The organism is Micromonospora sp. AMSO31t (assembly GCF_008868175.1).
Lineage (GTDB): Bacteria > Actinomycetota > Actinomycetes > Mycobacteriales > Micromonosporaceae > Micromonospora.
The window spans coordinates 1-21,906 of sequence record NZ_WBKT01000033.1; the positions used below are offsets into that span (position 1 = coordinate 1).

Annotated in this window: 23 protein-coding genes and 1 pseudogene; 11 read left to right on the forward strand and 13 right to left on the reverse strand. The window is 75.2% G+C overall.

The window, feature by feature from the left end:
• Window positions 1–486 (forward strand): ATP-binding protein (locus F8274_RS10555; RefSeq protein WP_151462110.1); only part of this gene is annotated, 486 nt, incomplete at its 5' end.
• On the opposite strand, the gene F8274_RS10560 is transcribed toward F8274_RS10555, so the two are convergent.
• From F8274_RS10560 to F8274_RS10570, 3 genes are all read right to left on the reverse strand, one after another.
• Entirely contained in the window at window positions 436–1,731 is a 1,296-nt protein-coding gene (locus F8274_RS10560) for a sodium:proton antiporter (RefSeq protein WP_151462111.1), read from the reverse strand. The two genes, F8274_RS10555 and F8274_RS10560, sit on opposite strands and share 51 nt — an antisense overlap.
• Window positions 1,732–1,796: 65 nt before the next feature.
• Window positions 1,797–2,558, reverse strand: coding sequence for an HAD family hydrolase (locus F8274_RS10565; protein ID WP_151462112.1), 762 nt, complete (start codon window positions 2,556–2,558; stop codon window positions 1,797–1,799).
• A gap of 40 nt (window positions 2,559–2,598) precedes the next feature.
• Entirely contained in the window at window positions 2,599–4,737 is a 2,139-nt protein-coding gene (locus tag F8274_RS10570) for a SpoIIE family protein phosphatase (RefSeq protein WP_151462113.1), read from the reverse strand.
• Between the two features lie 200 nt (window positions 4,738–4,937).
• On the opposite strand from F8274_RS10570, the gene F8274_RS10575 reads away from it, so the two are divergent.
• A complete protein-coding gene (locus F8274_RS10575; protein WP_151462114.1) occupies window positions 4,938–5,801 on the forward strand; it encodes a hypothetical protein in 864 nt (287 codons plus the stop codon).
• A gap of 58 nt (window positions 5,802–5,859) precedes the next feature.
• Here the strand turns inward: F8274_RS10575 and F8274_RS10580 are convergent, their stop codons facing one another.
• Window positions 5,860–6,222, reverse strand: a complete 363-nt coding sequence (locus tag F8274_RS10580) for a DUF6401 family natural product biosynthesis protein (RefSeq protein ID WP_151462115.1) — start codon at window positions 6,220–6,222, stop codon at window positions 5,860–5,862.
• Window positions 6,223–6,386: 164 nt separating this feature from the next.
• On the opposite strand from F8274_RS10580, the gene F8274_RS10585 reads away from it, so the two are divergent.
• On the forward strand, window positions 6,387–6,833 hold the full coding sequence (locus F8274_RS10585) for a hypothetical protein (protein ID WP_151462116.1): 447 nt from the start codon (window positions 6,387–6,389) through the stop codon (window positions 6,831–6,833).
• On the opposite strand, the gene F8274_RS10590 is transcribed toward F8274_RS10585, so the two are convergent.
• A complete protein-coding gene (locus F8274_RS10590; protein WP_151462117.1) occupies window positions 6,834–7,043 on the reverse strand; it encodes a hypothetical protein in 210 nt (69 codons plus the stop codon). It abuts the gene before it with no gap.
• Window positions 7,044–7,221: 178 nt separating this feature from the next.
• Here F8274_RS10590 and F8274_RS31880 point away from each other — a divergent pair.
• Both F8274_RS31880 and F8274_RS31885 read left to right on the forward strand, forming a co-directional pair.
• Window positions 7,222–8,010 (forward strand): annotated as a pseudogene (locus F8274_RS31880) (sugar MFS transporter); the annotation flags it as partial.
• A 67-nt stretch (window positions 8,011–8,077) separates the two neighbouring features.
• Entirely contained in the window at window positions 8,078–8,464 is a 387-nt protein-coding gene (locus F8274_RS31885) for a hypothetical protein (RefSeq protein ID WP_225853716.1), read from the forward strand.
• Window positions 8,465–8,499: 35 nt separating this feature from the next.
• Here the strand turns inward: F8274_RS31885 and F8274_RS10600 are convergent, their stop codons facing one another.
• The 4 genes from F8274_RS10600 to F8274_RS10615 all read right to left on the reverse strand — a co-directional run bounded on the left by F8274_RS10600 (window position 8,500) and on the right by F8274_RS10615 (window position 10,860).
• Window positions 8,500–8,763, reverse strand: coding sequence for a hypothetical protein (locus F8274_RS10600; protein WP_151462118.1), 264 nt, complete (start codon window positions 8,761–8,763; stop codon window positions 8,500–8,502).
• A 99-nt stretch (window positions 8,764–8,862) separates the two neighbouring features.
• Entirely contained in the window at window positions 8,863–9,324 is a 462-nt protein-coding gene (locus F8274_RS10605) for an SRPBCC family protein (RefSeq protein WP_151462119.1), read from the reverse strand.
• Window positions 9,325–9,379: 55 nt separating this feature from the next.
• Entirely contained in the window at window positions 9,380–9,796 is a 417-nt protein-coding gene (locus F8274_RS10610; RefSeq protein WP_151462120.1) for a DUF2795 domain-containing protein, read from the reverse strand.
• Between the two features lie 86 nt (window positions 9,797–9,882).
• Complete coding sequence (locus F8274_RS10615) at window positions 9,883–10,860, reverse strand: YihY/virulence factor BrkB family protein (protein WP_151462121.1); 978 nt, start codon at window positions 10,858–10,860, stop codon at window positions 9,883–9,885.
• A gap of 142 nt (window positions 10,861–11,002) precedes the next feature.
• On the opposite strand from F8274_RS10615, the gene F8274_RS10620 reads away from it, so the two are divergent.
• Window positions 11,003–11,407 (forward strand): ChaB family protein, encoded by a 405-nt coding sequence (locus F8274_RS10620; RefSeq protein WP_151462122.1) that lies wholly within the window; start codon window positions 11,003–11,005, stop codon window positions 11,405–11,407.
• 58 nt (window positions 11,408–11,465) lie between these two features.
• On the opposite strand, the gene F8274_RS10625 is transcribed toward F8274_RS10620, so the two are convergent.
• Entirely contained in the window at window positions 11,466–12,899 is a 1,434-nt protein-coding gene (locus tag F8274_RS10625) for an aldehyde dehydrogenase (protein WP_151462123.1), read from the reverse strand.
• Window positions 12,900–12,971: 72 nt separating this feature from the next.
• Between F8274_RS10625 and F8274_RS10630 the strand changes: the two genes are divergently transcribed.
• Window positions 12,972–14,564, forward strand: a complete 1,593-nt coding sequence (locus tag F8274_RS10630; RefSeq protein ID WP_151462124.1) for an NAD(P)/FAD-dependent oxidoreductase — start codon at window positions 12,972–12,974, stop codon at window positions 14,562–14,564.
• Between the two features lie 289 nt (window positions 14,565–14,853).
• On the opposite strand, the gene F8274_RS10635 is transcribed toward F8274_RS10630, so the two are convergent.
• From F8274_RS10635 to F8274_RS10645, 3 genes are all read right to left on the reverse strand, one after another.
• Window positions 14,854–15,621 (reverse strand): polyprenol monophosphomannose synthase, encoded by a 768-nt coding sequence (locus F8274_RS10635; RefSeq protein ID WP_151462125.1) that lies wholly within the window; start codon window positions 15,619–15,621, stop codon window positions 14,854–14,856.
• A gap of 114 nt (window positions 15,622–15,735) precedes the next feature.
• A complete protein-coding gene (locus F8274_RS10640) occupies window positions 15,736–16,737 on the reverse strand; it encodes an SDR family oxidoreductase (RefSeq protein WP_151462126.1) in 1,002 nt (333 codons plus the stop codon).
• Window positions 16,734–17,171, reverse strand: a complete 438-nt coding sequence (locus F8274_RS10645) for an SRPBCC family protein (protein WP_370518218.1) — start codon at window positions 17,169–17,171, stop codon at window positions 16,734–16,736. Before F8274_RS10645 ends, F8274_RS10640 begins: the two co-directional genes overlap by 4 nt.
• Window positions 17,172–17,325: 154 nt before the next feature.
• Between F8274_RS10645 and F8274_RS10650 the strand changes: the two genes are divergently transcribed.
• From F8274_RS10650 to F8274_RS10665, 4 genes are read left to right on the forward strand one after another with little or no spacing between them, the layout of a single operon-like run.
• Window positions 17,326–19,038, forward strand: a complete 1,713-nt coding sequence (locus tag F8274_RS10650; protein ID WP_192579782.1) for an HAD-IIIA family hydrolase — start codon at window positions 17,326–17,328, stop codon at window positions 19,036–19,038.
• Window positions 19,035–20,009: a glycosyltransferase gene (locus F8274_RS10655; protein WP_151462129.1), complete on the forward strand. Its 975-nt coding sequence runs from the start codon at window positions 19,035–19,037 to the stop codon at window positions 20,007–20,009. Before F8274_RS10650 ends, F8274_RS10655 begins: the two co-directional genes overlap by 4 nt.
• Window positions 19,994–21,211 carry a glycosyltransferase gene (locus tag F8274_RS10660; protein ID WP_151462130.1) on the forward strand — a complete coding sequence of 406 codons (1,218 nt, stop codon included), beginning with the start codon at window positions 19,994–19,996 and terminating at the stop codon, window positions 21,209–21,211. Before F8274_RS10655 ends, F8274_RS10660 begins: the two co-directional genes overlap by 16 nt.
• Complete coding sequence (locus F8274_RS10665; protein WP_151462131.1) at window positions 21,211–21,903, forward strand: SIS domain-containing protein; 693 nt, start codon at window positions 21,211–21,213, stop codon at window positions 21,901–21,903. The genes F8274_RS10660 and F8274_RS10665 overlap by 1 nt, the downstream gene beginning before the upstream one ends.
• The last annotated feature ends 3 nt before the right edge of the window (window positions 21,904–21,906 follow it).

Here is a 21,906-nt window from a genome sequence, read left to right on the forward strand (position 1 = left end):
GATGCGCAGGTCGTCGACCCGCTCCGCGGCGAGCCCGGCGTGCGCGTCGAGCCGGTCCGGCCGGAGGGCCTCGGGGCGCTGCGCGCGGCGGTGGCCACGGTCGCCGAGGCCGCCGGGCTCGCCGCGGAACGGGTCGACGACCTGCGCATCGCCGTCACCGAGCTGGCCTCCAACGCGCTCACCCACGGCGCCGGGCCGGCCATCGCGCGGTGCTGGGCCGCCGCCGGCGACCTCGTCTGCGAGGTGAGCGGCCCGGGCGAGCTGGCCGATCCGCTGGCCGGCCGGATCCCGCCGCCGGTGACCGGCGTGCGCGGCCGGGGGCTGCTGCTCGTGCACCGGCTCTGCGACCTGGTGGACGTGCACGTCGCCGACGGGGTGACCACCGTGCGGCTGCACCTGGAGCTGCCGGCCCCCCGGCCGGTGCCGGCGCCCCGGTCAGCCCCGGACGCCGTCCAGGGCGGGTTCGTCCGCCCGGCCCCCATCTGAGGCGTCCCGGGTCCGCTCGCCGGCCCGGTCCAGCAGCTGCATGACCGGCGTGGCCGCGATCCCGTGCACCACGACGGAGACCACCACCACCAGGCCGACCGTGGCCCAGACCAGCTCGGCCTGCGGAAACTCCGTCTTGCTGGTGGCGTACGCCAGGTAGTAGAACGAGCCCACACCGCGGATGCCGAACAGCGAGATCACCCAGTGCTCCGCCGGGCGGCCCGGCGCGCCGCGCAGCGACAGCCAGCCGGCCAGCGGCCGGATCACGAACACGAGGGCCAGCCCGACCAGGGCCGCCGGCCAGGTCAGCGGGGCGAGCAGCCCGCCGATCACCGCGCCGCCGAAGAGCAGCAGCAACAGCACGGTGAGCAGCCGCTCGACCTGCTCGGCGAAGTCGTGCAGCACGGAGTGGAACTCGTGGGTGCGTTCCGCCGCGCGGATCGCCCGGGCGGCCACGAAGACGGCCAGGAAGCCGTACCCGCCGACCACCTCGACCAGCCCGTACGCCAGGAAGGTCGCGGCGAGGGCGAGGAAACCCTCGGCGTGCCGGGCCAGCCGCAGGTGGCTCGGGGCCCGGAAGAAGAGCTTGCCGAGCAGCCAGCCGACGAGCAGCCCGCCGCCCACCCCGACGGCGAGCTTGTAGAGCACGTCGACGGCGAGCCAGTGGGCCAGCCAGTCCGCCGGGGCGAGGCTGGTGGTGGCGATCGCGATGGCCGCGTAGACGAAGGGGAAGGCCAGGCCGTCGTTCAGCCCCGCCTCCGAGGTGAGCGCGAAGCGCACCTCGTCCTCCGAGTCCTCCACGTCGGTCGGCTCGCCCACCTGCACGTCGGAGGCGAGCACCGGGTCGGTCGGGGCGAGCGCGGCCCCCAGCAGCAGCGCCGCGGCCGGCACCAGGCCGGCCCACCACCAGCCGAGCACCGCCACGGCGGCGATGCACAGCGGCATGGCGACGGCCAGCAGCCGCCAGGTCGACGACCAGCGCGCCCAGCTCAACGGCCGGTCGATCTTGAGGCCGGCGCCCATCAGCGCGACGATCACGCCGACCTCGGTGAGGTGCGTCGTCAGCTCCGGCCAGCGCAGCGGGTCCGGGGTCGGCAGCCCGGTGGGCAGCACGAAGACCAGCATGCCGAGGCCGAGGAACGCGATCGGCATCGACAGCGGCCGGCGCTCCAGCACCCGGGGCAGGATTCCTGCCAGCAGCGCACCGACGCCCAGCAGGGCGAACGCGACATCGACCGGTTCCACGGCATCCACCCTTCCGCCGCCCACGGTGCGGGCAGGTGGTCACCAGTGCCCCGAAGCGGTCCCCGCTATACCTCCGTGTCCGTCTTCTCACCGGTGGGCCCGGTCACCGTGTCACCGGCGCGGCGCGGGGCGCGAACCGACCTCGCCGGATCGGTGAGGGCGGCGATCGCGCTGTCGGCGAGGCCGTCCAGCAGCGCGGCCGGGTCGTCGTAGACGGCTACCGCGCCCGAGCCCGCCAGCTCGCCGCGGCTGGTGCCCCCGCAGGTCAGACCGATGCAGGGCACGTCCAGCTTGCCGGCGGCGGCGACGTCCCAGACCGAGTCGCCGACGAACACGACCCGCTCGGCGGCCAGCCCCGACTGGGCCAGTGCGGCCTCCAGGATGTCCGGCGCCGGCTTGCTCTCCTGCGCGTCCGCCGAGGAGGTCACCGCGTCGATCACGTCGTCGGCGTCGAGGGCGGCCCGCAGGGCGGCCACCTCGTGCTCGGCCGCCGAGGTGGCCAGCACCACCCGCAGCCCGCGGGCCGCGCAGGCACGCAGCAGGTCCACCGCCCGGGGCAGCGGCACGAGCCGCTCCCAGTACTCGGCGTACAGGGCGTCGTGCGTGTCGCGCAGCTTGCCGTCCGCGTCCCGGTCCCGCTCCGCGCCGAGCAGGTGGTCGAGGAGCTTGTCCGAACCCATCCCGATGGCCCGGTGGATCCGCGCCATCGGCACCCGGTGATCGCCCTGGCGGAGTGCCTCCCACCAGCTCACCGTGTGCAGGTACGTGGTGTCGACCAGGGTGCCGTCCACGTCGAAGAGGACGCCGCAGCGGTTGTCGTCAGGCATGGCACTCTCCTACCCGTCCGGGTCGCCCCCGACGCGCGACTCACCCGGCCGGGATGAGGATTTCGAACCAGACCGTCGAACCGCGCACCGTGGGGTCGGTGCCCCAGGCGTCGCTCAGCTCCTCGATCAGCCCCAGGCCGCGGCCCCGGCTGCTCAGCGTGTCGGTCTGCGCCCGGGTCACCTGCCCGCGGGTGCCCGAGTCGGCGACCGAGACCAGCAGGCGCTCCGGGCTCAGGTCGATCTCGACCCGGGCGGCGGTGCCGGCGTGCAGCAGGGCGTTGGTGGTCAGCTCGCTGGTGCAGAGCACCGCCGCGCCGACCACCGCCTCGGGCACCTGCCAGTCGGTGAGCTGGGCGGTCAGCCAGTGCCGGACCCGGCTCGGCGCGGTCGGCTCGGCCGGCACCTCCATGCCGGCCGACCGGCTCGGCTTGACCGCGTGCTCCACGGCCAGCACGGCCACGTCGTCCTCGGTGGCACCCGGAACGGCGGCGGTCGCCACCGCGCAGAGCGCCCGCGGGTCGCCGCTGCTCGCGGCGGTCACCGCGGCGCCCAGCCCGGTCAGGCCGGCGGTGAGGTCCTGCCAGCGCCGCTCGACCACCCCGTCGCTGAACAGCAGCAGGGTGTCGCCGGGGCGGAACGGCACGGTGACCGTCCGCGGCCGGCCGCCCAGACCCAGCGGCGGCGCGGGCGGCACCTCGACGTACTCGGCGACCGGGTCGCCCTCAGCGGGGCAGCGCCGGATCAGCGGCGCGGGATGGCCCGCGCTGGCCAGGGTGACCCGCTCGCGATCGGCCTCGATGACCCCGAACACCACGGTCACGAAGAGCTCGTGGGTGCCCCCCTCGGTGCCCAGGCTGGCGACCAGCCGGTCCAGGCCGCCGAGCACCGCGTCCGGCCGGGGATCGGAGAGGGCCAGCGCGCGCAGCGCCGCGCGGACCTGGCCCATCCGGGCGGCGGCCTGCACGTCGTGCCCGGCCACGTCACCCAGCACCACACCCAGCGCGCCGGTGGGCAGCACGAACGCGTCGTAGAAGTCGCCACCGGCGGCGTTGCCGTCGACGCCCGGGTCGTAGCGGGCGGCGATCCGCAGCCGGGGCAGGTCGGGCAGCTGCTCCGGAAGCATGCTGCGCTGCAGCAGCTGGGCGGTGCCGTGCTGGGTCTCGAAGCGGCGGGCCCGCTCGGCGGCCTGGCCGACCAGCTCCGCCGAGGCGGCGAGCAGCGCCCGTTCCGCCGGCGACCAGGGGTGCGTGGCCTGGTAGCCGACGGTCAGCGCGCCGCGGATGACGGTCGAACGCAGCGGCAGCGAGGCGATCGCCCGAATCTTCTGGTCGTGCCGGTCCGCCGCGCTGTCCCGCAGCGGCTGGCCGTCGGTGACGAAGGACGACACGCCGCTGCGCGCGGTCACCGCGATCGGGACGGCCGAGTCGGCGGGGAGCCGCCGCCACAGCGGCGGCAGCCGCTCGTCGGCCTCGTCCAGCAGCTCGCCCCGGACCCGGCGGACCATCCGCCAGGCGGGGCCCTCGTCGACCACGAACGAGACCCGGTCGGCGTCGAAGGAGTGCAGGCAGTAGCGCAGCGTGACCCGGGCGACGTCGTCCAGCGTGAGGGTCCCGGAGAGCGCCGCCGCGAAGTCGCTCAGGCTCTGCAACTGCTGGGTCACCTGGGTCGTCTGGGCCGCCACGGTGAGCACGCCGATGATCCGCCCGGTGGAGTCGCGGACCGGGGAGTAGCCGCGGGTGAACACCGCCGGCTCGGCGGGACCGGCATGGTGCCGGTCGACCGGCAGCACCGCCTCCCGCTCCAGGTAGGGCTCGCCCCGCCGGTAGACCCGGGTGATTACCTCCCCGGCGCCGGGGTCGTGCCAGAGGTCGGCGAACACCTCCGCCGCCGGCCGGCCGAGCGCCGCCGGGTGCCGGTCGCCGATCAGCTCCGCGTACCCGTCGTTGTAGAGCAGGACCAGGTCCTCGCCGTAGAGCAGGGCCATCGGCACCGGGGAGGCCAGCACCAGGTCGACCACGGCGCGGACGGCCGGATCCCAGCCGTCCGGCGGGCCGAGTGGCGTGTCCGCCCACGGGTGGGCCAGGGCGGTGGCCGCGCCGGATCCGGTCGCGCCCGGTCCGGCGCCCGCTCCCGGGGTGGGGGCTGATGGCGTGGGGACCCGCCCGACGGTGCCTGGCATGACCGCAGCCTAACCGGAGCCTGGCGGTCAGGTTTCGATCACGCGCGCGCGTCGGCCGCCGACTGGCCCGATCCCGGGTGTTAGTGCAGGTCAGGGATGGTTCGGCCGGTCATGTCGGGAAATTGCCCCGGGTTGGCCCGGCGTGCTGCCGACGCGACCGGGTATGCGGGCGGCGCAGTTCACGCGACAGGAGGGACAACATGCCGAAAACCCTCGCGGTCGGGCAGGCCGACATCGGTGACGCCCTGACCGATTTCTGGAGGTCGGTGCTGCTCTTCATCCCGAGGGCCATCGCGTTCATCGCGATCCTCGTGGTGGGCTGGCTCATCGCCCGAGCCGTCCTCAAAATCGTGGACGCGGCACTGGAACGGGTGGGATTCGACCGAGCCGTCGAACGCGGCGGCATCAAACGCGCGCTCGAACGCACGAGGTACGACGCCAGCGACATCCTGGCCAAACTGGCCTACTACGCGGTCCTGCTGTTCACCCTGCAGTTCGCCTTCGGGGTGTGGGGACCCAACGCGATCAGTGACCTGATCCGCGGCGTGGTCTCGTGGCTGCCACGGGCCTTCGTGGCGATCGTCATCGTGGTCATCGCCGCCGCCATCGCCAACGCGGTGCGGGACCTGGTCTCGGGCGCCCTTGGTGGGCTCTCGTACGGCCGGGTGCTGGCCGACCTGACGGCGGTCTTCATCCTGGCGCTCGGCGTGATCGCCGCGCTGAACCAGGTGGGCATCGCCACGACGGTCACCACGCCGGTGCTCATCGCGTTCCTCGGCACCATCGCCGGCATCCTGATCATCGGCGTGGGCGGTGGTCTGGTGAAGCCCATGCAGAACCGCTGGGAGGGGTGGCTCAACCGGGCCGCCGAGGAGTCCCGGGCGTTCCAGCAGCAGCGCCAGGCGCAGGGCGCCGGTCGCAGCGACTACGAGCGGCAGATGGCCGACCGGGGCGGCCAGCCCAGCCCGGCCACGCCGCAGTCGTCGATGTCCGGGGCGCAGGGCACGTACCAGTCCGGCAACGTGGGTGACGAGACCCAGCAGTTCCGCCGGCCGAACGGCTGAGCGACAACGGGGCGACGAGGGTGTCCGCGGGGCGATCGCGGGCACCCTCCGCCGTGTCTCAGGCCAGGTCGCGGGGGTCCAGCGCGCGGGTCAGCAGGCAGACCGCGAGCAGGCGGGTGAGCAGCCAGTCCGGCTCGGACCAGTCGACCGGCTCGACCGGCGGCTCCCAGCCGTGCTCCCGGGCCGCGTCCCGCACACCCTCGGCGTACCCGGCGAGCGTCGCCACGGTCAGCGGGCGGCGGTCGCCGTGCAGGCTGTCGCGGACGGCGGCGGCGTGCTGGTCGACCGCGGCGAGCAGGCCGGGGTTGGCGGCGGCCGCGGCGAGGCCGGCGGTGCCGACGGCAGCGGTGAGCGTGGTGAGGCTGGACCTGGCGGCCACCGCCGCGGAACGGGTCGCCACCCGCTTGTTCGGCACACGCATGGTGACCGAGGCTAGCCCCGCCGGGAGCGGGGCGGCCTCGGCTGACCGGCCGATGCCCGGGTCGTCCGGGCGATGGGCGGCCTCGCCCGGCGGGATTGAGCCGCGCGCCGCGGGGCAGAAGGGATACCGCGCAGACCGCGCAGGGGACCCCGCGGAGGAACGGAATGGGACAGCAGGTGGACGGACCGGACCAGGCGCACCGCCGGCCGGCCGGCGTGAGCGACGCCACGGTCGAGGCCCTGGGCAAGCTCAGCGAGGCCCTGGAGTGCGTCGAGCGGGCCCGGGGGCACCTCTACTCGCTGCACCAGCTCATCGGGCACGCCGACCTGATGCTCGACGACGCCGTGGAGCTGTTCCGCTCCGCCGGGCACCCTGAGCTGGCCGCGCGGGTCGAGGAGGACCTGCTGGGCCGCAACGTCATCGCGGGACGCTGGACCTTCCAGATCGTCGAGGACTTCGACGACGGGTACTACGCGCTCTTCCGGGAGCTGGACCGGCAGGCCCGCGACGAGTTGGTCGGCGGCCGGCGGCACCTCTACGAGGCGGAGATGAAGGAACGCCGCCGCAGCCCGGGGCGGCCGGGGCACGAGGCGCGCCCCGCCGAGGGCTGATCAGTCGGAGGAGCGGGCCTGCGCCGTGCGGCGTACGCCGTCGTCGGCGACGATCACGGTCGCCACCATGAGCGCCACCACGAGGCTGAACAGCCAGGAGCTGTCGTCGACCAGCTTGGCGGCGACGGGAGCCTGGATCGCGGCGAGCAGGAAGCCGAGCCACGCCAGGCGGCGCTGACGCTGGGAGAGGAAACCGGAGCCCTGTTGCATCCCGAAAGTCTTACGCGGGGCAGGGGCATCGCCGTCAGCCGTTCGGCCGATTCTGGATGGGCTGTCCGTTTTCCCGACCGTCCGTATCTTACTTTTTGTCGTTTCGGGTGAGCGTGACGTCACGGGCGGCCCGCCCCGGTGGGCCGGGGCCGGCGTCGGCTGGGCAGGATGGGCCCTCGTGTCCCAGGCCCCCGCTCCGCCCCGCCCGGCCCTGCTGCTCCTGGCCTACCTGGCCTTCGTCAGCCTCGGGCTGCCCGACGGTCTGATCGGGGTCGGCTGGCCCTCCATCCGGCTGGACCTGGGCGTGCCAACCGAGGCGGTCGGGGTCGTGCTCACCGCCGGCACGGTGGCCTACCTGACCTCCAGCGTGCTCGCCGGCTTCACCCTGGCCCGGCTCGGCGTCGGCTGGCTGCTCGCCGGCAGCACCCTGCTGGCCGGCGTCGCCCTGACCGGGTACGCGTCCACGCCCGCGCTCGCCGTCATGGTCGGCTTCGCGCTGGTGCTCGGGCTCGGCTCCGGGGCGATCGACGCCGGGCTCAACGCGTACGCGGCCGCCGCCTTCGGACCCCGGCACATGAACTGGATGCACGCGTTCTTCGGGCTCGGCGTGGCGATCGGGCCGCTGATCATGACCGCGGTGCTCGGCGCCGGCCTGAGCTGGCGCTGGGGGTACGCCCTGGTGGCCGCCGCCCAGCTCGCCCTGGCCGCGGCCTTCGCGCTCACGGTGCGGCTCTGGCGCGCCGGCCCGCCGGCCGGCGCGGCCCTGCCGCCGGACCCCATCGCACCGCAGGTGGTGCCCGGGGAGCCCACCGGCGCCGGACCGGCGCGGCGGACCTCGATCGGCGCGACCCTGCGGCTGCCGGCCGTGTGGCTCGGCGGCGCCGCCTTCGCCGTCTACGTGGCCATCGAGGTGTCCACGGGGCTGTGGGCGTTCCTGCTGCTCACCGAGGGGCGAGGGCTCTCCGCGGCGGTGGCCGGGCTCTGCGTCTCCGGCTACTGGGGAAGCCTCTTCGTGGGGCGGGTGGTGCAGGGTGGTGGCGGAGCGGCTGGGCAGCGCCCGGGTGCTGCGCGGCAGCCTGCTCGGCATGGCCGGGGGAGCGGTGCTCGTCGCGCTGCCCGCCCCGGGCTGGGTGGCCGTCGCCGGCCTGCTGGTGGTGGGCTTCGCGGCGGCTCCGGTGTTCCCGCTGCTCACCCTGAGCACGCCGGAACGGGTGGGCCGCGACCACGCGGACCGGGCCATCGGCCTGCAGATCGGCGCGGCCGGCCTCGGCGCCGCCCTGGTGCCGGCGGCGGTGGGGGTGCTGCTGGCCCGGGTCTCGGTCGAGGCGCTCGGGCCGACGATGGTGGCGCTCGCGGTGGCGCTCGTCGGCCTGCACGCCGCTGGCGCCCGCCAGGCCGTCCCGGGGTCCCGGGCCGGCTGAACCCCGGGGCGCACACTCCGGCGCCCCGGGGCGGGTCACATGGTGTCCGGGCCGGTCCGACCGGTGGTCGACGGCCGGTACGCCCGGTCTGCGTCGGTCATCTCCCGCCGCTCGGCCTCCGGGCCGGCGCCCCGGTCCACCGCCTCCGGCCCGTGGCCGAACGCGGACTCCTCGCCGGCGTCGTTGCCCGTGACGTCGTCCGCCTGCCCGTCGAGGCTCGACCCGGCGAGCGCGCGGTCCAGCTCGCGCAGGGGAGTGCGTTCCTCGTCGCGCCACACGTGGCTGTCGTTGTCGGTCATTCCCCTGCGGTACCCGGGCCGGATGATCGCAAACGGCACCGGACGCGGCGATGGCCGCCGGAGCACCGGCGGCCATCGGGGTTCGCGTACGGGGGGCGATCAGGGGGTCGGCCGGTCGACCGAGCCGCGCCAGGCGCCGGTCTCCTGACCGCGCCGCTCGATGAACTGCTTGAACCGCGCCAGGTCGCCCTTGGTCCGGCGGTCGACCACGCCCAGCTTGTCGCCGGCCTTCTCGACCACGCCGTGCGGCTCGAACTCCATCTGCAGCGTGACCCGGGTGTGCCCCTCGTCCAGGCGGTGGAAGGTCACCACACCGGCCTGCTGGGTGCCCTCGGTGGAGCGCCAGGCCACCCGCTCGTCGGGCAACTGCTCGGTGATCTCGGCGTCGAACTCGCGCTTCACGCCGGCGATCTCCACGGTCCAGTGGGTCATCGTGTCGGAGACCTGTCGGACCTCCTGCACACCCTCCATGAAGTGCGGAAACTCCTCGAACTGCGTCCACTGGTCGTAGGCGGTGCGGATCGGGACGGACACGTCCACATGTTCCATGACGCCGCTCATGTCAGTGTTCCTCCTGTCCCGCCGGTGTCTGCTCGCGGACCGTGGGCCGGTCCGCTCACCAGCGCGTCGTCTCGTTCTTGTTCCCGAGGGCGGCCCACACCTCGGACACCGTCTGGTACCGGGTGCCCTCGGGCAGGCCCTGCAGCGCCGCCACGATGTCGTCCGGCGCATCGTTCTCCCGGGCGTTGGCCACCAGCGCCTCCCGGTCGCCCGGGAGGGCGGACATCGTGATGAAGCGGCCGAGGCGGCTGCGGGCCTCCACGTCCTCCGAACTCATCCCCTTCGGGGCGCCGGTGCGCAGCTCGCCCGCCGGGGCCGTGGTGGCCTCGGGCTGGTCCTCCCCGGCCGGTTCCGGCACGCGGTGCTCCTCCACCCGGGAGCCGCCGGTGCCCGGCCCCTGGACGAGGCCGTTCACCTCGCTGCTCATCTGCTCGTCGAGCCTGGGTGAGTGCTTGCTGCTGCCACGTTCCATGCCGACAGACATGCCCGAGGGGGCCGCCGGTAAACCGGCGGCGGCCGGTGGAGCCGGTCACCGGCCCCCGAACCAGGCGAAGCCGGTCAGGAGTCGGCCGGGGCGCGCGGCGGCAGGACCGGCTCGCTCGGGTCCTCGACGCCGGCCTGCATCACCCGGCCCCGCTGGAGCTCGGCGTTGACCTGGACGCCGAGCATGAGCGCGCAGTTGGACAGGTAGAGCCACACCAGGAAGGCGATGACCGCGCCCAGGCTGCCGTAGGTCACGTCGTACGAGCCGAAGTTGGCCACGTAGAGGCCGAAGCCGAACGAGGCCAGCACCCACGCCAGCAGGGCCAGCGCGCCGCCCGGGGTGAGCCAGCGGAACCGGGGCTGCCGCACGTTCGGGGCGATCCAGAACAGCAGGGACAGCAGGGTCATCGCCACCAGCGCGAGGACCGGCCACTTCGCCACCGTCCACACCTGGCGGGTGAGCCCGCCGGCGTGCAGCCGGTCACCCACGAAGTCGGTGACCGGGCCGCTGACGATCAGCGCCAGGGCCACCACGGCGAACAGCACCAGCGTCACCGCGGCGAGCCCGATCTGCATCGGCCGCAGCCGGTAGAAGGGCCGCCCCTCCTCGACGCCGTAGATCGCGTTGGAGGCCCGGGTGAACGCGCCGATGAAGCCGGAGGCCGACCAGAGGGCGCCGAGCAGACCGAAGCTGAGCAGCACCTTCGCCGGGCCCTGCTGCTCCACGACGCCGCGCACCACGCTGACGAACGCGTCGTTGCCGACCACCGAGCCGGCGCCGATCTCCCGGGCCAGGTCGATCACGGTGTCCACGGTGCGCGGCCCGTCCGAGACCAGCCCGACCAGGGCGACCACCACGATGGTGGAGGGGAACAGCGCCAGCACCCCGTAGTAGGTGAGCGCGGCGGCCCAGTCGGCGCAGTTGTCCTTGACGAAGTTGCGCCCGGCGCGGAACAGCACCCCGCGCCAGGTGGCCCAGCTCAACTGGCGCACGCGGCGGGGGATCCGGGCCCGCTGCCGGCCACCGGCCGCCGCATCCGTCGTCGCCGTCATGACCGCCTCCTCCACCGCCGGGCGCACCTCCGGCAGGTGGCCCGGGCGGTACCCGGTGGGCGAACTCGAGAAACCGGCGCCGGTTTGCCCCGGACGGGTGGGGGAATCGGTAGAGGATCCCACGGAGACGGAGGAGGACGAGATGCCCGGGCGCGAGGTACTGCCCAGCACGCTGAAGCGCTCTCCGGACAAGGCGCAGCGGACCTGGGAGAAGACACACGACTCGGCGGTCGACACGTACGGCGAGGGGGAGCGGGCGCACCGCACCGCCTTCGCCGCCGTGAAGCACGAGTTCGAGAAGGTCGGCGACCACTGGGAGCCGAAGGGGCGCAAGGGCCCGAGCGACCGGCAGGCGGCCGGTGGCGGCCCGGCCCGGCGGGCCCCCACGGCCGGCGGGGTGGACGCCAACGCCAAGAAGGAGCACCTCATGGAGGTGGCGAAGAAGCTCGACGTGCCGGGCCGGTCCCGGATGACCAAGCCGGAGCTGGTCAAGGCGATCGAGAAGAGCAACAACAACGCCACCCGCAAGGCCCGCGGCGGCCGCTGACCGGCCGCCCACGACACGGGAGCCCGGGACCGGCAGGTCCCGGGCTCCCGTCGTGGGCTCACCAGTGGCCGCCGCCCGGCGCCTCGATGTGCACCGCCTTCACGGTGCTGAACTCGTCGAGCAGCTCCGGGCCGTACCCGAAGCCCTGGCCGCTGCCGCGGCGCGGCTGCGCGGCGCCGCCCGGCGCGCCCCCGAACACCGCGTTGACCTTGACGGTGCCCACCGGCAGCTCCCGCCAGGCCCGGTGGGCGTGGCTCATCGAGCCGGTCAGCACCGTGGCGGCCAGCCCGTACGGGGAGTCGGCCGCGCAGCGCAGCCCCTCGCTGAACGAGTCGACCACGACCACCGGGGCGACCGGCCCGAAGGTTTCCTCACGGACCAGCGCCATCTCGTGCCGGCAGTCGCTGACCACCGTCGCCGGGTAGAACGCCCCCGGCCCGTCCGGCACGCCGCCGCCGGTGCGCAGCCGCGCCCCCTCGGCCACCGCCGCGGTGACCTGCCCGTGCACGTGGTCCCGGTGCCGCCGGTCGACCAGCGGCCCGAGCTGGGTCGCCGGGTCCCGGCCGGGGCCCACGGCGAGCGCCTCGGCCCGCTCCACCAGCGCGTCGACGAAGTCCTCGGCCACGTCCCGGTGCACGTAGATCCGCTCCACCGCGACGCAGATCTGCCCGGCGTTGGCGAAGCAGCCCAGCGCGGCCTGCTCGGCCGCCCAGACCGGGTCGACGTCCGCGTCCACCACGAGGGGGTCGCTGCCGCCGTTCTCCAGCAGCACCTTCGCGCCGGTGCGCGCGCCGGCGGCGGCGATCGCCCGGCCGGTGGCGGTGGAACCGACGTGGGCGACCACGTCCACCTCCTGGGCGGCCAGCGCCGCGCCCACCTCGGGGCCGCCGGTGAGCAGCGACAGCACCCCGGCCGGCAGCGCCGAGTCCAGGGCCCGGGCCAGCAGCCAGCCGGTCGCCGGAGTGCGCTCGCTGGGCTTGTGGAGCACCACGTTGCCGGTGACCAGGGCCGCGCCGAGCAGGCCGCAGGAGACCGCCACCGGGTCGTTCCACGGGGTGATCGCGGCGACCACGCCGCGCGGCTCGGGGGCCATGAAGTCCAGCGCGGAGGGGGCGCCGTGCAGGGTCCGGCCGCCGCGCACCGGGCCGAGTTCGGCGTACTGTCGCAGCGTGCCGATGCCCGCCGCCACGCCACCGCGCGCGTCGTCCAGCGGCTTGCCCATCTCCGCCGTGGTGGCCTGCGCCAGCTCGTCGGCGACGGCCTCGACCGCGTCCGCCGCGCGGTACAGCGCCGCCGCCCGTTCCGCCGGTGCGGTCGCCGCCCACTCCGCCGTGGCACCCCGGGCCGCCTCGACGGCCTTGGCCACCTCGTCCGCCGTCGACACCGGCACGGTGGTCACCGGGGAACCGTCGGCCGGATCGTGTACGACCAGCTCGCCCCCCGAACCCCCGGCACCCCAGACTCCACCTATGAGCTGCGCAACCGTGTACATGCGGCAGTGGATGCCCCGACCCGGGCGAGGCAAACGCGTTTCGCCCGGTAACCGGCCGGGTAGGCGGATCGGATGATTTCCACCGCGGACGCCGTCGTCATCGGGGCCGGGCACAACGGTCTGGTGGCCGCGAACCTGCTGGCCGATGCGGGCTGGGACGTGCTGGTGCTGGAGGCGACCCAGGTCCCCGGCGGGGCGGTGCGCTCCGCCGAGGTGACCGCCCCCGGCTACCTCAGCGACCTCTACAGCTCCTTCTATCCCCTCGGCTACGCCTCGCCGGTGCTCGCCGGCCTGGGCCTGGAGCGCCACGGGCTGACCTGGACCCACGCCCCGGACGTGCTGGCCCACCTGCTGCCCGACGGGCGCGCGGCCGTGGTCAACCGGGACCTGGACGCCACCGCCGCATCCCTGGAGACGTTCGCCCCCGGCGACGGCGACCGGTGGCGGCACGCGTACGCCGACTGGTGCCAGGTGGCCGAGCCGATGCTGGACACCATCACGAGTCCGTTCCCGCCCGTGCGCGGCGGGCTGACCCTCCTGCGCCGGCTCCGGATCTCCGGCGCGCTGCGGCTCGCCCGCCGGCTCGTGGTGCCGGTGCGCAAGCTCGGCGACGAACTCTTCGCCGGCGAGGGCGGGCCCGCGCTGCTGGCCGGCTGCGCCCTGCACACCGACCTGTCACCGGAGGAGGCCGGGTCCGGCGTGTACGGCTGGCTGCTCGCCATGCTCGGCCAGCAGGTGGGCTGGCCGGTGCCGGTGGGCGGCGCGCAGCGGATCACCGACGCGCTTGTCGCCCGGCTGGTCGAGCGGGGCGGCCGCATCGAGTACGGCGCCCGGGTCGACCGGGTGCTCACCGCCCGGGGCCGGGCCATGGGTGTGCGCACCGCCGGCGGCACCGACTGGCGGGCGCGGCGGGCGGTGCTCGCCGACGTCCCCGCCCCGGCGCTCTACCTGGACCTGGTCGGCCCGGCGGCGCTGCCGCCCCGGCTGGTCGAGGACCTGGCGCACTTCCGGTGGGACGGCTCCACGCTCAAGGTGGACTGGGCGCTCTCGGCGCCGGTGCCGTGGAAGAACCGGGCCGTCGCCGGCGCGGGCACCGTGCACCTGGGCGCCGACCTGGACGGGCTCACCGCCTACGCGGGGGCGCTGGCCCGCGGCGAGGTGCCCCGGGACCCGTTCCTGCTGGTGGGGCAGATGTCGGTGGCCGACCCGAGCCACTCCCCGCCGGGCACCGAGTCGCTGTGGTCGTACACCCACCTGCCGTTCCGCCGGCACTGGCGGGCCGAGGACGTCATCGGACACGTGGAGCGGATGGAGGAGGTGCTGGAGGAGGCCGCCCCGGGCTTCCGCTCGCTGATCGTCGGCCGGCACGTGGCCGGTCCGGCCGACCTGGAGGCCGCCGAGCCGAGCCTGGTCGGCGGCGCGTTGGGCGGCGGCACCGCGGCCGCGTACCAGCAGTTGTTCCTGCGGCCGATCCCCGGCCTGGGCCGCGCGGACACCCCGGTGGACCGGCTCTACCTGGCCAGCGCCTCGGCGCACCCCGGCGGTGGGGTGCACGGCGCGCCCGGCGCGAACGCCGCCCGGGCCGCCCTGGCCCGCGACCGCCTGCTCACCGGCGACCTGTACGCGGGCGTGATCGGCGCCGCGCACCGCAGCGTCTACCGCTGACCAGGGCGCATTCTTCGCTTCCGGTCACCGATGGTGACCGACACCCGCCGGCCAGCATCTCTCCCACACCGCCTTTGCTCTGCAGCCGCATACGCAGCGGTTTCGCAGGGTGTCGGCCGGCGGCCGGCGCGGCGGCCGGGCGGTTCCCCGCCGCGCAGGTGGGAAGGGTGCTGCGGTCATGGCTGCAGAGCAAAGGCGGTGTGAGATCGCGGTGGCCGACGACAAAGCCTCACGCTGCGTCATATTGACGCAGCGTGAGGCCAGTGTCCGTGCGAACGGCGAGCGCCGGTCAGGTGTCCAGGTTGCGGTGCCGGGTGCGCAGCTTGAACGGCATCAGCGCGCTCTCGATCTTGGTGGCGGTGGTCATCTTCGAGGCGCCCTCGCGGCGCTCCTCGAAGCGGATCGGCACCTCCAGGATCGTGTGCCCCAGCTTGGTGGCCAGGTAGTGCATCTCCACCTGGAAGCTGTAGCCGTTGGACTGCACCCGCTCCAGGCCGATGGCGCGCAACGCGTCGGCCCGCCAGATCTTGAAGCCGGCGGTCAGGTCGCGGATCCGCACCCGCAGCAGGGTGTGCACGTAGAGGTTGGCCCAGCCGCTGAGCGCACGCCGGTAGAGCGGCCAGTTCTCGTCCAGTTCGCCCCCGGGCACGTAGCGCGAGCCGATGACCACGCCGGCCTGGGTGGAGAGCAGTGCGCCGAGCATGCCGGGCAGCGCCTCCGGCGGGTGCGACAGGTCGGCGTCCATCTGCGCCACGTACTCGGCGCCGTCGTCGAGCGCCCGCCCCATGCCGTCCACGTACGCCCGGCCGAGGCCCTCCTTGCCCGGACGGTGCACCACGAGCACCCGGTCCGGGTGCTCGATGGCCAACTTGTCGGCGACCTCCCCGGTGCCGTCCGGGGAGTTGTCGTCCGCGACGAGCACCTTCAACCCGGGCAGCGGCAGCGCGAGGAGGCGCTCGACCAGCACTGGGAGGTTGCCCGCCTCGTTGTAGGTCGGAACGACGACGGTCAGGCGTGCGTCGCGCCACGGGGAGGGCAACTGCACGGGTTCGATCATCACGGACATCCTCGGTCGGCCGACAGGTTCACCTGAGAGGGTAGCCAGTACCCTCCGCGCGGTCCGCACAGACGCCCGCCCGGAGGATTCCGGAGGGGTCGCCCGCGTGGTCGGTCAGCGTAACCGGCGGGCCAAGCCGCCGGCCGCCGTGAGCAGCCCGCCGATCGCCAGCACGGACACCGCAGGCTTGTGCGTGCTCACCCAGAGTGCGGCCGAGCGCCGGCGGGCCGAGTCGGTGAAGACACCCTCGGCGCCCCGGTCCCGCTCGTCGTCGCCCGGCCGGTCCAGGTTGTCACGCCAGGTCGCCGGGTCGATCGGCGCGTCGGTCTGCTGGCTGTCGTAGCCGTCCCGCGCCAGCTTCCGGTCCAGCAGCCCGGGGAAGAGGACGTTGCCCAGCCGGGCCCGCCACGTCGGGCCGCCCACATTCAGCTCGCGCGGCCCGCGGTCGGCGGCCCAGACGACCGCCCGCGCGGCCACCTCGGGCGCGAAGATCGGCGGCACCGGCTGCGGGTGCCGGGGCAGCCGGGTGCGTACCCAGGAGAACTGGGGGGTGTTGACGGCCGGGAGCTGCACCATGGACAGCTTCACGCCGGGGCAGTCGTGCAGCAGTTCGGCCCGGAGCGAGTCGTTGAAGCCCTGCACCGCGTGCTTGCTCGCGCAGTACGCCGACTGCAGCGGGATGCCCCGGTAGGCCAGCGCCGAGCCCACCTGCACGATCGCCCCGCGGCCCTGGGCGCGCATGTGGCGCAGCGCGGCCAGCGTGCCGTGCACGGTGCCCAGGTAGTTGACCTCGGTGACCCGGCGGAACTCGGCGGCGGTGATCTCCCAGGCCGGCGCGAACACCGACACCATCGCGTCGTTGATCCAGACGTCCAGCCCGTCGTAGTGGTGCACCACGTCGTCGGCGGCGCCCTGCACCGCGCCCGCGTCGGCGACGTCCACCCGGTAGGTGCGCACGTCGGCGGCGCCCAGCCGGCGGCAGTCCCGCTCGGCGGCGGCCAGTCCGGCCGCGCCCCGCGCGAGCAGGGCCAGCCGCGCGCCGCGGGCCGCGTACGCCCGGGCCACCGCGCGCCCCACGCCCGCGCTCGCCCCGGTGACCACCACCCGCTGGGTCACCGGTCCGCCTTCTGCCGGGTGGCGATGTCGGAGAGCCGGGTCAACGTCTCCTTGTTCCGCTGGTGCAGCACCAGGTCGTTGAGCTTGTTCCGGATCCAGCGCAGCGGCCCGGCGGCGAAGTCCTCGCCGATGGTGACCCGCGTCCGGCCGTCGGGCAGCGGTTCGAGCCGGAACACCACGATCGCCTCACCGGCCGGCCAGAGCCCGGCCCGCACCACGAACTTGTGCGGGGCGTCGCACTCCAGCACGGTGGAGGTGTCCTGGAGCGAGAACGGCCACGGGCCGGCCTTGTGGTGCAGCTTGCTGCCCACCCGGGGCCAGGTGTCGTCCACGTTCCGGACGTGCACCGTGCCCACCACCCAGTCGCTGTACGTCCACCCGTCGGCGAGCACGTCGAAGACCTGCTGCGGGGGCGCGTCGATCACTTTCTCCACAATCGCCACCGCAACCCCATACCCCCGCCCGGACCTCCGCTAACGACCGGCCGGGTTAGCTTCTCGGGGGCGGCGGGTAACGCCGGACCGGGCCGGCGGCAGCGCGGGGCGCGCCGGCCGTACGGCACCGGCGGAGGCTGCTCCGCCGAAGTTGATGTTTACTCCTCGGGGGGTCGGGAACCCGCCGCCCGTGCGACGGGACCACGAGCGGGATCAGTGCAGGTCAGCCCGGGTTGACCCGGGTGCTGACCGGTTCCCGTCCGGCCTGTACGACGCGGTGCTGCTGGACCGGGACGGCACGCTGATCGAGGACGTGCCCTACAACGGCGACCCGGAGAAGGTCCGGCCGGTGCCCGGCGCCCGGGAGGCGCTGGACCGGCTGCGCGCGGCCGGGCTGCGGCTGGCGGTCGTCAGCAACCAGTCCGGCCTGGCCCGGGGCTGCTTCACCCCGGACGACCTGCGCCGGGTCAACGCCCGGGTGGAGGAGCTGCTCGGCCCCTTCGACTGCTGGCAGATCTGCCCGCACGGCGAGCCGGACCGCTGCGCCTGCCGCAAGCCGGCCCCCGGGCTGGTGCACGCGGCCGCCCGGGCGCTCGGCACCACGCCGGCCCGCTGCGTCCTGGTCGGCGACATCGGCGCCGACATGGCCGCCGCCGCGGCGGCCGGGGCCGCCGGCATCCTGGTGCCCACCCCGGCCACGCGGGCCGCCGAGGTGGCGGCCGCGTCGGCCGTCGCCGCCGACCTGCCGGACGCCGTGAGCACCATCCTCGGCCGCATGCGGCTGGTGGCCGCGCCGGAGCCGGCGCCCCACCGGGGCACCGTGCTGGTGGCGCGCAGCGACGCCGCCGGCGACGTGCTGGTCACCGGCCCCGGGATCCGCGCGGTGGCGGCCGGGGCGGAACGGGTGGTGCTGCTCTGCGGGCCACGCGGCCGGGCGGCGGCGGAGCTGCTGCCCGGCGTCGACGAGATCATCGAGTGCCCGTTGCCCTGGATCGACGCTCCGGCCCCGCCGGTCGACCCGGCCGGGCTGCGCGCCCTGGTCGACCGGCTCGCGGCGGTCGGCGCGGAGGAGGCCGTCGTCTTCACCTCCTTCCACCAGTCGGCGCTGCCCCTGGCGCTGCTGCTCCGGATGGCCGGGGTGCCGCGGATCAGCGCGATCAGCGACGACTACCCGGGCGCCCTGCTCGACGTGCGACACCGGGTGCCCGTCGGGGTGCCCGAGCCGGAGCGGGCCCTGTCGCTGGCCGCGGCGGCCGGCTTCGCGCTGCCCGCCGGCGACGAGCCGGGGCTGCGGCTGCGCCCCGACCGGCTGCCGCCCGCGCCGGCCGCCGGCGAGCCGGGCTACGTGGTGCTGCACCCGGGCTCCTCCGTGGAGACCCGGGCCTGCCCCTTCGAGCTGGCCACCCGGATCGTCCGGGTGCTCAGCGCCGCCGGCTACCGGGTGGTCGTCACCGGCGGGCCCGACGAGCGGGAGCTGACCGCGCAGGTGGCCGCCGCGGGCGGTCTCGACCTGGGCGGGCGCACCGGCCTCGGTGAACTGGCCGCGGTGGTCGCCCGGGCCGGCGCGCTGGTGGTCGGCAACACCGGGCCGGCGCACCTGGCGGCGGCGCTCGGCGTGCCGGTGGTCAGCCTCTTCGCCCCGACCGTCCCGTTCGGGCAGTGGGGGCCCTACCGGGTGCCCACGGTCCGGCTCGGCGACGCCGGTGCGGCCTGCCGGGACACCCGGGCCACGCGCTGCCCGGTCCCCGGCCACCCCTGCCTCTCGGCCGTCGAGCCGGGCCGGGTGCTGGAGGCGCTGCGGCTGCTCGGGGTGCCCGCCGACGCGCCGGAGCCGCTGGTCACCGTGCCCGGCGGGGTGGTCGGATGAACGTCCTGGTCTGGCACGTGCACGGCTCCTGGACCACGTCGTTCGTGCACGGCAAACACCGCTACCTGGTGCCGGTCACCCCGGACCGCGGCGCGTACGGGCTGGGCCGGGCGCGGACCTACCCGTGGCCGGACAGCGCCGTCGAGGTGACCCCGGCGGAGCTGCGCCGCGCCGACGTGGACGTGGTGCTGCTCCAGCGGCCCGAGGAGTTCGACCTGGCCTGCGAGTGGCTGGGCCGGCGGGTCGGCCGGGACGTGCCGGCGATCTACGTGGAGCACAACACGCCGAAGGGCGACGTGCCGAACAGCCGGCACCCGATGGCCGACCGGGACGACCTGCTGCTCACCCACGTGACCCACTTCAACGAGCTGTTCTGGGACAACGGCGGCACCCGGACGGCGGTGGTCGAGCACGGGGTGGTCGCCCCGGCCGTCGAGTGGACCGGGGAGCTGGACCGCCTCGCCGTGGTCATCAACGAGCCGGTGCGCCGCTGGCGGGTCACCGGCACCGACCTGTTGGCCCGGTTCGCCGAACTCGCCCCGCTGGACGTCTACGGCATGAGGGTGGCCGGGCTGGCCGAGCACCTGGGCCTGCCACCGGACCGGCTGACCAGCCACGACGACGTGCCCCAGCACGCCATGCACGCCGAGCTGGCGAAGCGGCGGGCGTACCTGCACCTGTGCCGGTGGACCTCGCTCGGGCTGAGCCTCGTCGAGGCCATGACCATGGGCATGCCGGTGGTCGCGCTGGCCACCACCGAGGCCGTGGAGGCGGTCCCGCCGTCCGCCGGCGCCCTCTCCACCCGGGTCGACGTGCTGGTCGACGCGGCCCGGGGGTTGCTGGACGATCCTGCGGCGGCCCGCCGGGCGGGCGCCGCGGCCCGGACCGCCGCCCGCGACCGCTACGGCCTGGAGCGTTTCCTCGCCGACTGGGACCGGCTGCTGGAGGAGGAAGTATGCGCATCGCGATGATCTCGGAACACGCCAGCCCGCTCGCCGTCCTCGGCGGGGAGGACGCCGGCGGCCAGAACACGCATGTCGCGGAGCTCTCCGCCGCGCTCGTGGCCGCCGGTCACGACGTCCGGGTGTACACCCGGCTCGACGCGGTGGACCTGCCGGTGACGGTCCGCGCCCCGGACGGGTACGAGGTGGTGCACGTGCCCGCCGGGCCGGCCGAGCCGGTGGCGAAGGACGACCTGCTGCCGTACATGCCGGCGTTCGGGGAGTGGCTGGCCGAGCGGTGGCGCACCGGCGACTGGCAGCCCGAGGTGGTGCACGCGCACTTCTGGATGAGCGGCCTGGCCGGGCTGGCCGCCGCGCGGCGCACCGGGGTGCCGGTGGTCCAGACGTACCACGCGCTCGGCACGGTCAAGCGGCGGCACCAGGGCGCGCAGGACACCAGCCCACCGGGCCGGGTCGCGCACGAGCGCCGGCTGGGTCGCGCGGTCGACCGGGTGGTCGCCCAGTGCCAGGACGAGGTCGCCGAGCTGGTCCGCATGGGGGTGCCCCGGTCCCGGATGACCGTCGTGCCGTCCGGGGTGAACCTGTCCACCTTCGCGCCGCTCGGGCCGGTCGCCGACCGGGACGGGACCCGGCCCCGGATCCTCACCGTCGGGCGGCTGGTCGAACGCAAGGGCTTCCAGGACGTCATCCGGGCCGCCGCCCTGGTGCCGGACGCCGAGTGCGTGGTGGTCGGCGGCCCGCCGGCCGGGCTGCTGGAGACCGACCCGTACGCGGTGCGGCTGCGCGCGCTCGCCGCGTCCCGGGGAATCGCCGACCGGGTGAAGCTCATCGGGGCGGTGCCCCGGGAGGAGATGGGGCGCTGGTACCGGTCGGCGGACGTGCTGGTGGCCGCCCCCTGGTACGAGCCGTTCGGGCTCACCCCGCTGGAGGCGATGGCGTGCGGCGTACCGGTGATCGGCACCGCCGTCGGCGGGCTGATCGACACGGTGGTGCCCGGCCGGACCGGTGACCTGGTGCCCGCCCGCGACCCGGCGGCCCTCGGCGCGGCGATCCGCGGGCTGCTCGGCGACCGGATCCGCCGGTTCGCCTACGCCACCGCGGCCCTGGAACGGGCCCGCACCCGCTACTCCTGGTCCACCACGGCCGATCGCCTCGGCGGGCTGTACGCCGAGGTGGCCACCGTGCGCCGGCCCACCCGGGTGGTCGCCTGATGGCGGCGCCCACGCCGGCCGTCGGGGGGACGGTCCTGGAGGACCACCTGACCCGGCTGGCCGCCGCGCTGCTGCCGCTGCGCGACGCGGAGCTGCTGCTGGCCCGCTGGGGCGGGGAGCTGGCGCACCGGCTGGCCACCGGCGGACGGCTGCTGGTGGCCGGCAACGGCGGCAGCGCCGCCGAGGCCCAACACCTCACCGCCGAACTCGTCGGCAAACTCCGCGACGACCGCGAACCGCTGTCCGCCATCGCCCTGCACGCCGAAACCTCCGCCCTCACCGCCATCGGCAACGACTACGGCTACGACGAGATCTTCGCCCGCCAGGTCCGCGCCCACGGCCGACCCGACGACATCCTCCTGCTCCTGTCCACCAGCGGCACCAGCACCAACCTCCTCACCGCCGCCCGCGCCGCACACCACACCGGCCTCCGCTGCTGGGCCTTCACCGGCCCCACCCCCAACCCCCTCGCCGGCGAGTGCCACGAGACGCTCGCCATCGACTCGCCGGACAGCCAGGTGGTGCAGGAGCTGCACCTGGTCGCCACCCACGTCCTCTGCGAGTACGTCGACCGGGCGCTGCCGGCGGCGCTCGCCGCCCGGGGGGCGGAGACGACGCCCGCCGACACGGTGCGCACCGGCGTCGAGGTGGTGCTCGGCGACGGCTCGGACGGGGAGGTGCACGCCCGATGAGGA

What these genes read in the sequence shown, in the direction of transcription:
- F8274_RS10575 (WP_151462114.1), top strand. Translation starts at nt 4,938, where the DNA reads ATGCCGAAAACCCTCGCGGTCGGGCAGGCCGACATCGGTGACGCCCTG.
- F8274_RS10660 (WP_151462130.1), top strand. Translation starts at nt 19,994, where the DNA reads ATGCGCATCGCGATGATCTCGGAACACGCCAGCCCGCTCGCCGTCCTC.
- F8274_RS10565 (WP_151462112.1), bottom strand. Translation starts at nt 2,558, where the DNA reads ATGCCTGACGACAACCGCTGCGGCGTCCTCTTCGACGTGGACGGCACC.
- F8274_RS10570 (WP_151462113.1), bottom strand. Translation starts at nt 4,737, where the DNA reads ATGCCAGGCACCGTCGGGCGGGTCCCCACGCCATCAGCCCCCACCCCG.
- F8274_RS10655 (WP_151462129.1), top strand. Translation starts at nt 19,035, where the DNA reads ATGAACGTCCTGGTCTGGCACGTGCACGGCTCCTGGACCACGTCGTTC.
- F8274_RS10650 (WP_192579782.1), top strand. Translation starts at nt 17,326, where the DNA reads ATGTTTACTCCTCGGGGGGTCGGGAACCCGCCGCCCGTGCGACGGGAC.
- F8274_RS10580 (WP_151462115.1), bottom strand. Translation starts at nt 6,222, where the DNA reads ATGCGTGTGCCGAACAAGCGGGTGGCGACCCGTTCCGCGGCGGTGGCC.
- F8274_RS10620 (WP_151462122.1), top strand. Translation starts at nt 11,003, where the DNA reads ATGCCCGGGCGCGAGGTACTGCCCAGCACGCTGAAGCGCTCTCCGGAC.
- F8274_RS10590 (WP_151462117.1), bottom strand. Translation starts at nt 7,043, where the DNA reads ATGCAACAGGGCTCCGGTTTCCTCTCCCAGCGTCAGCGCCGCCTGGCG.
- F8274_RS10635 (WP_151462125.1), bottom strand. Translation starts at nt 15,621, where the DNA reads ATGATCGAACCCGTGCAGTTGCCCTCCCCGTGGCGCGACGCACGCCTG.
- F8274_RS10625 (WP_151462123.1), bottom strand. Translation starts at nt 12,899, where the DNA reads ATGTACACGGTTGCGCAGCTCATAGGTGGAGTCTGGGGTGCCGGGGGT.
- F8274_RS10610 (WP_151462120.1), bottom strand. Translation starts at nt 9,796, where the DNA reads ATGGAACGTGGCAGCAGCAAGCACTCACCCAGGCTCGACGAGCAGATG.
- F8274_RS10585 (WP_151462116.1), top strand. Translation starts at nt 6,387, where the DNA reads ATGGGACAGCAGGTGGACGGACCGGACCAGGCGCACCGCCGGCCGGCC.
- F8274_RS10600 (WP_151462118.1), bottom strand. Translation starts at nt 8,763, where the DNA reads ATGACCGACAACGACAGCCACGTGTGGCGCGACGAGGAACGCACTCCC.
- F8274_RS10605 (WP_151462119.1), bottom strand. Translation starts at nt 9,324, where the DNA reads ATGAGCGGCGTCATGGAACATGTGGACGTGTCCGTCCCGATCCGCACC.
- F8274_RS10630 (WP_151462124.1), top strand. Translation starts at nt 12,972, where the DNA reads ATGATTTCCACCGCGGACGCCGTCGTCATCGGGGCCGGGCACAACGGT.
- F8274_RS10665 (WP_151462131.1), top strand. Translation starts at nt 21,211, where the DNA reads ATGGCGGCGCCCACGCCGGCCGTCGGGGGGACGGTCCTGGAGGACCAC.
- F8274_RS10615 (WP_151462121.1), bottom strand. Translation starts at nt 10,860, where the DNA reads ATGACGGCGACGACGGATGCGGCGGCCGGTGGCCGGCAGCGGGCCCGG.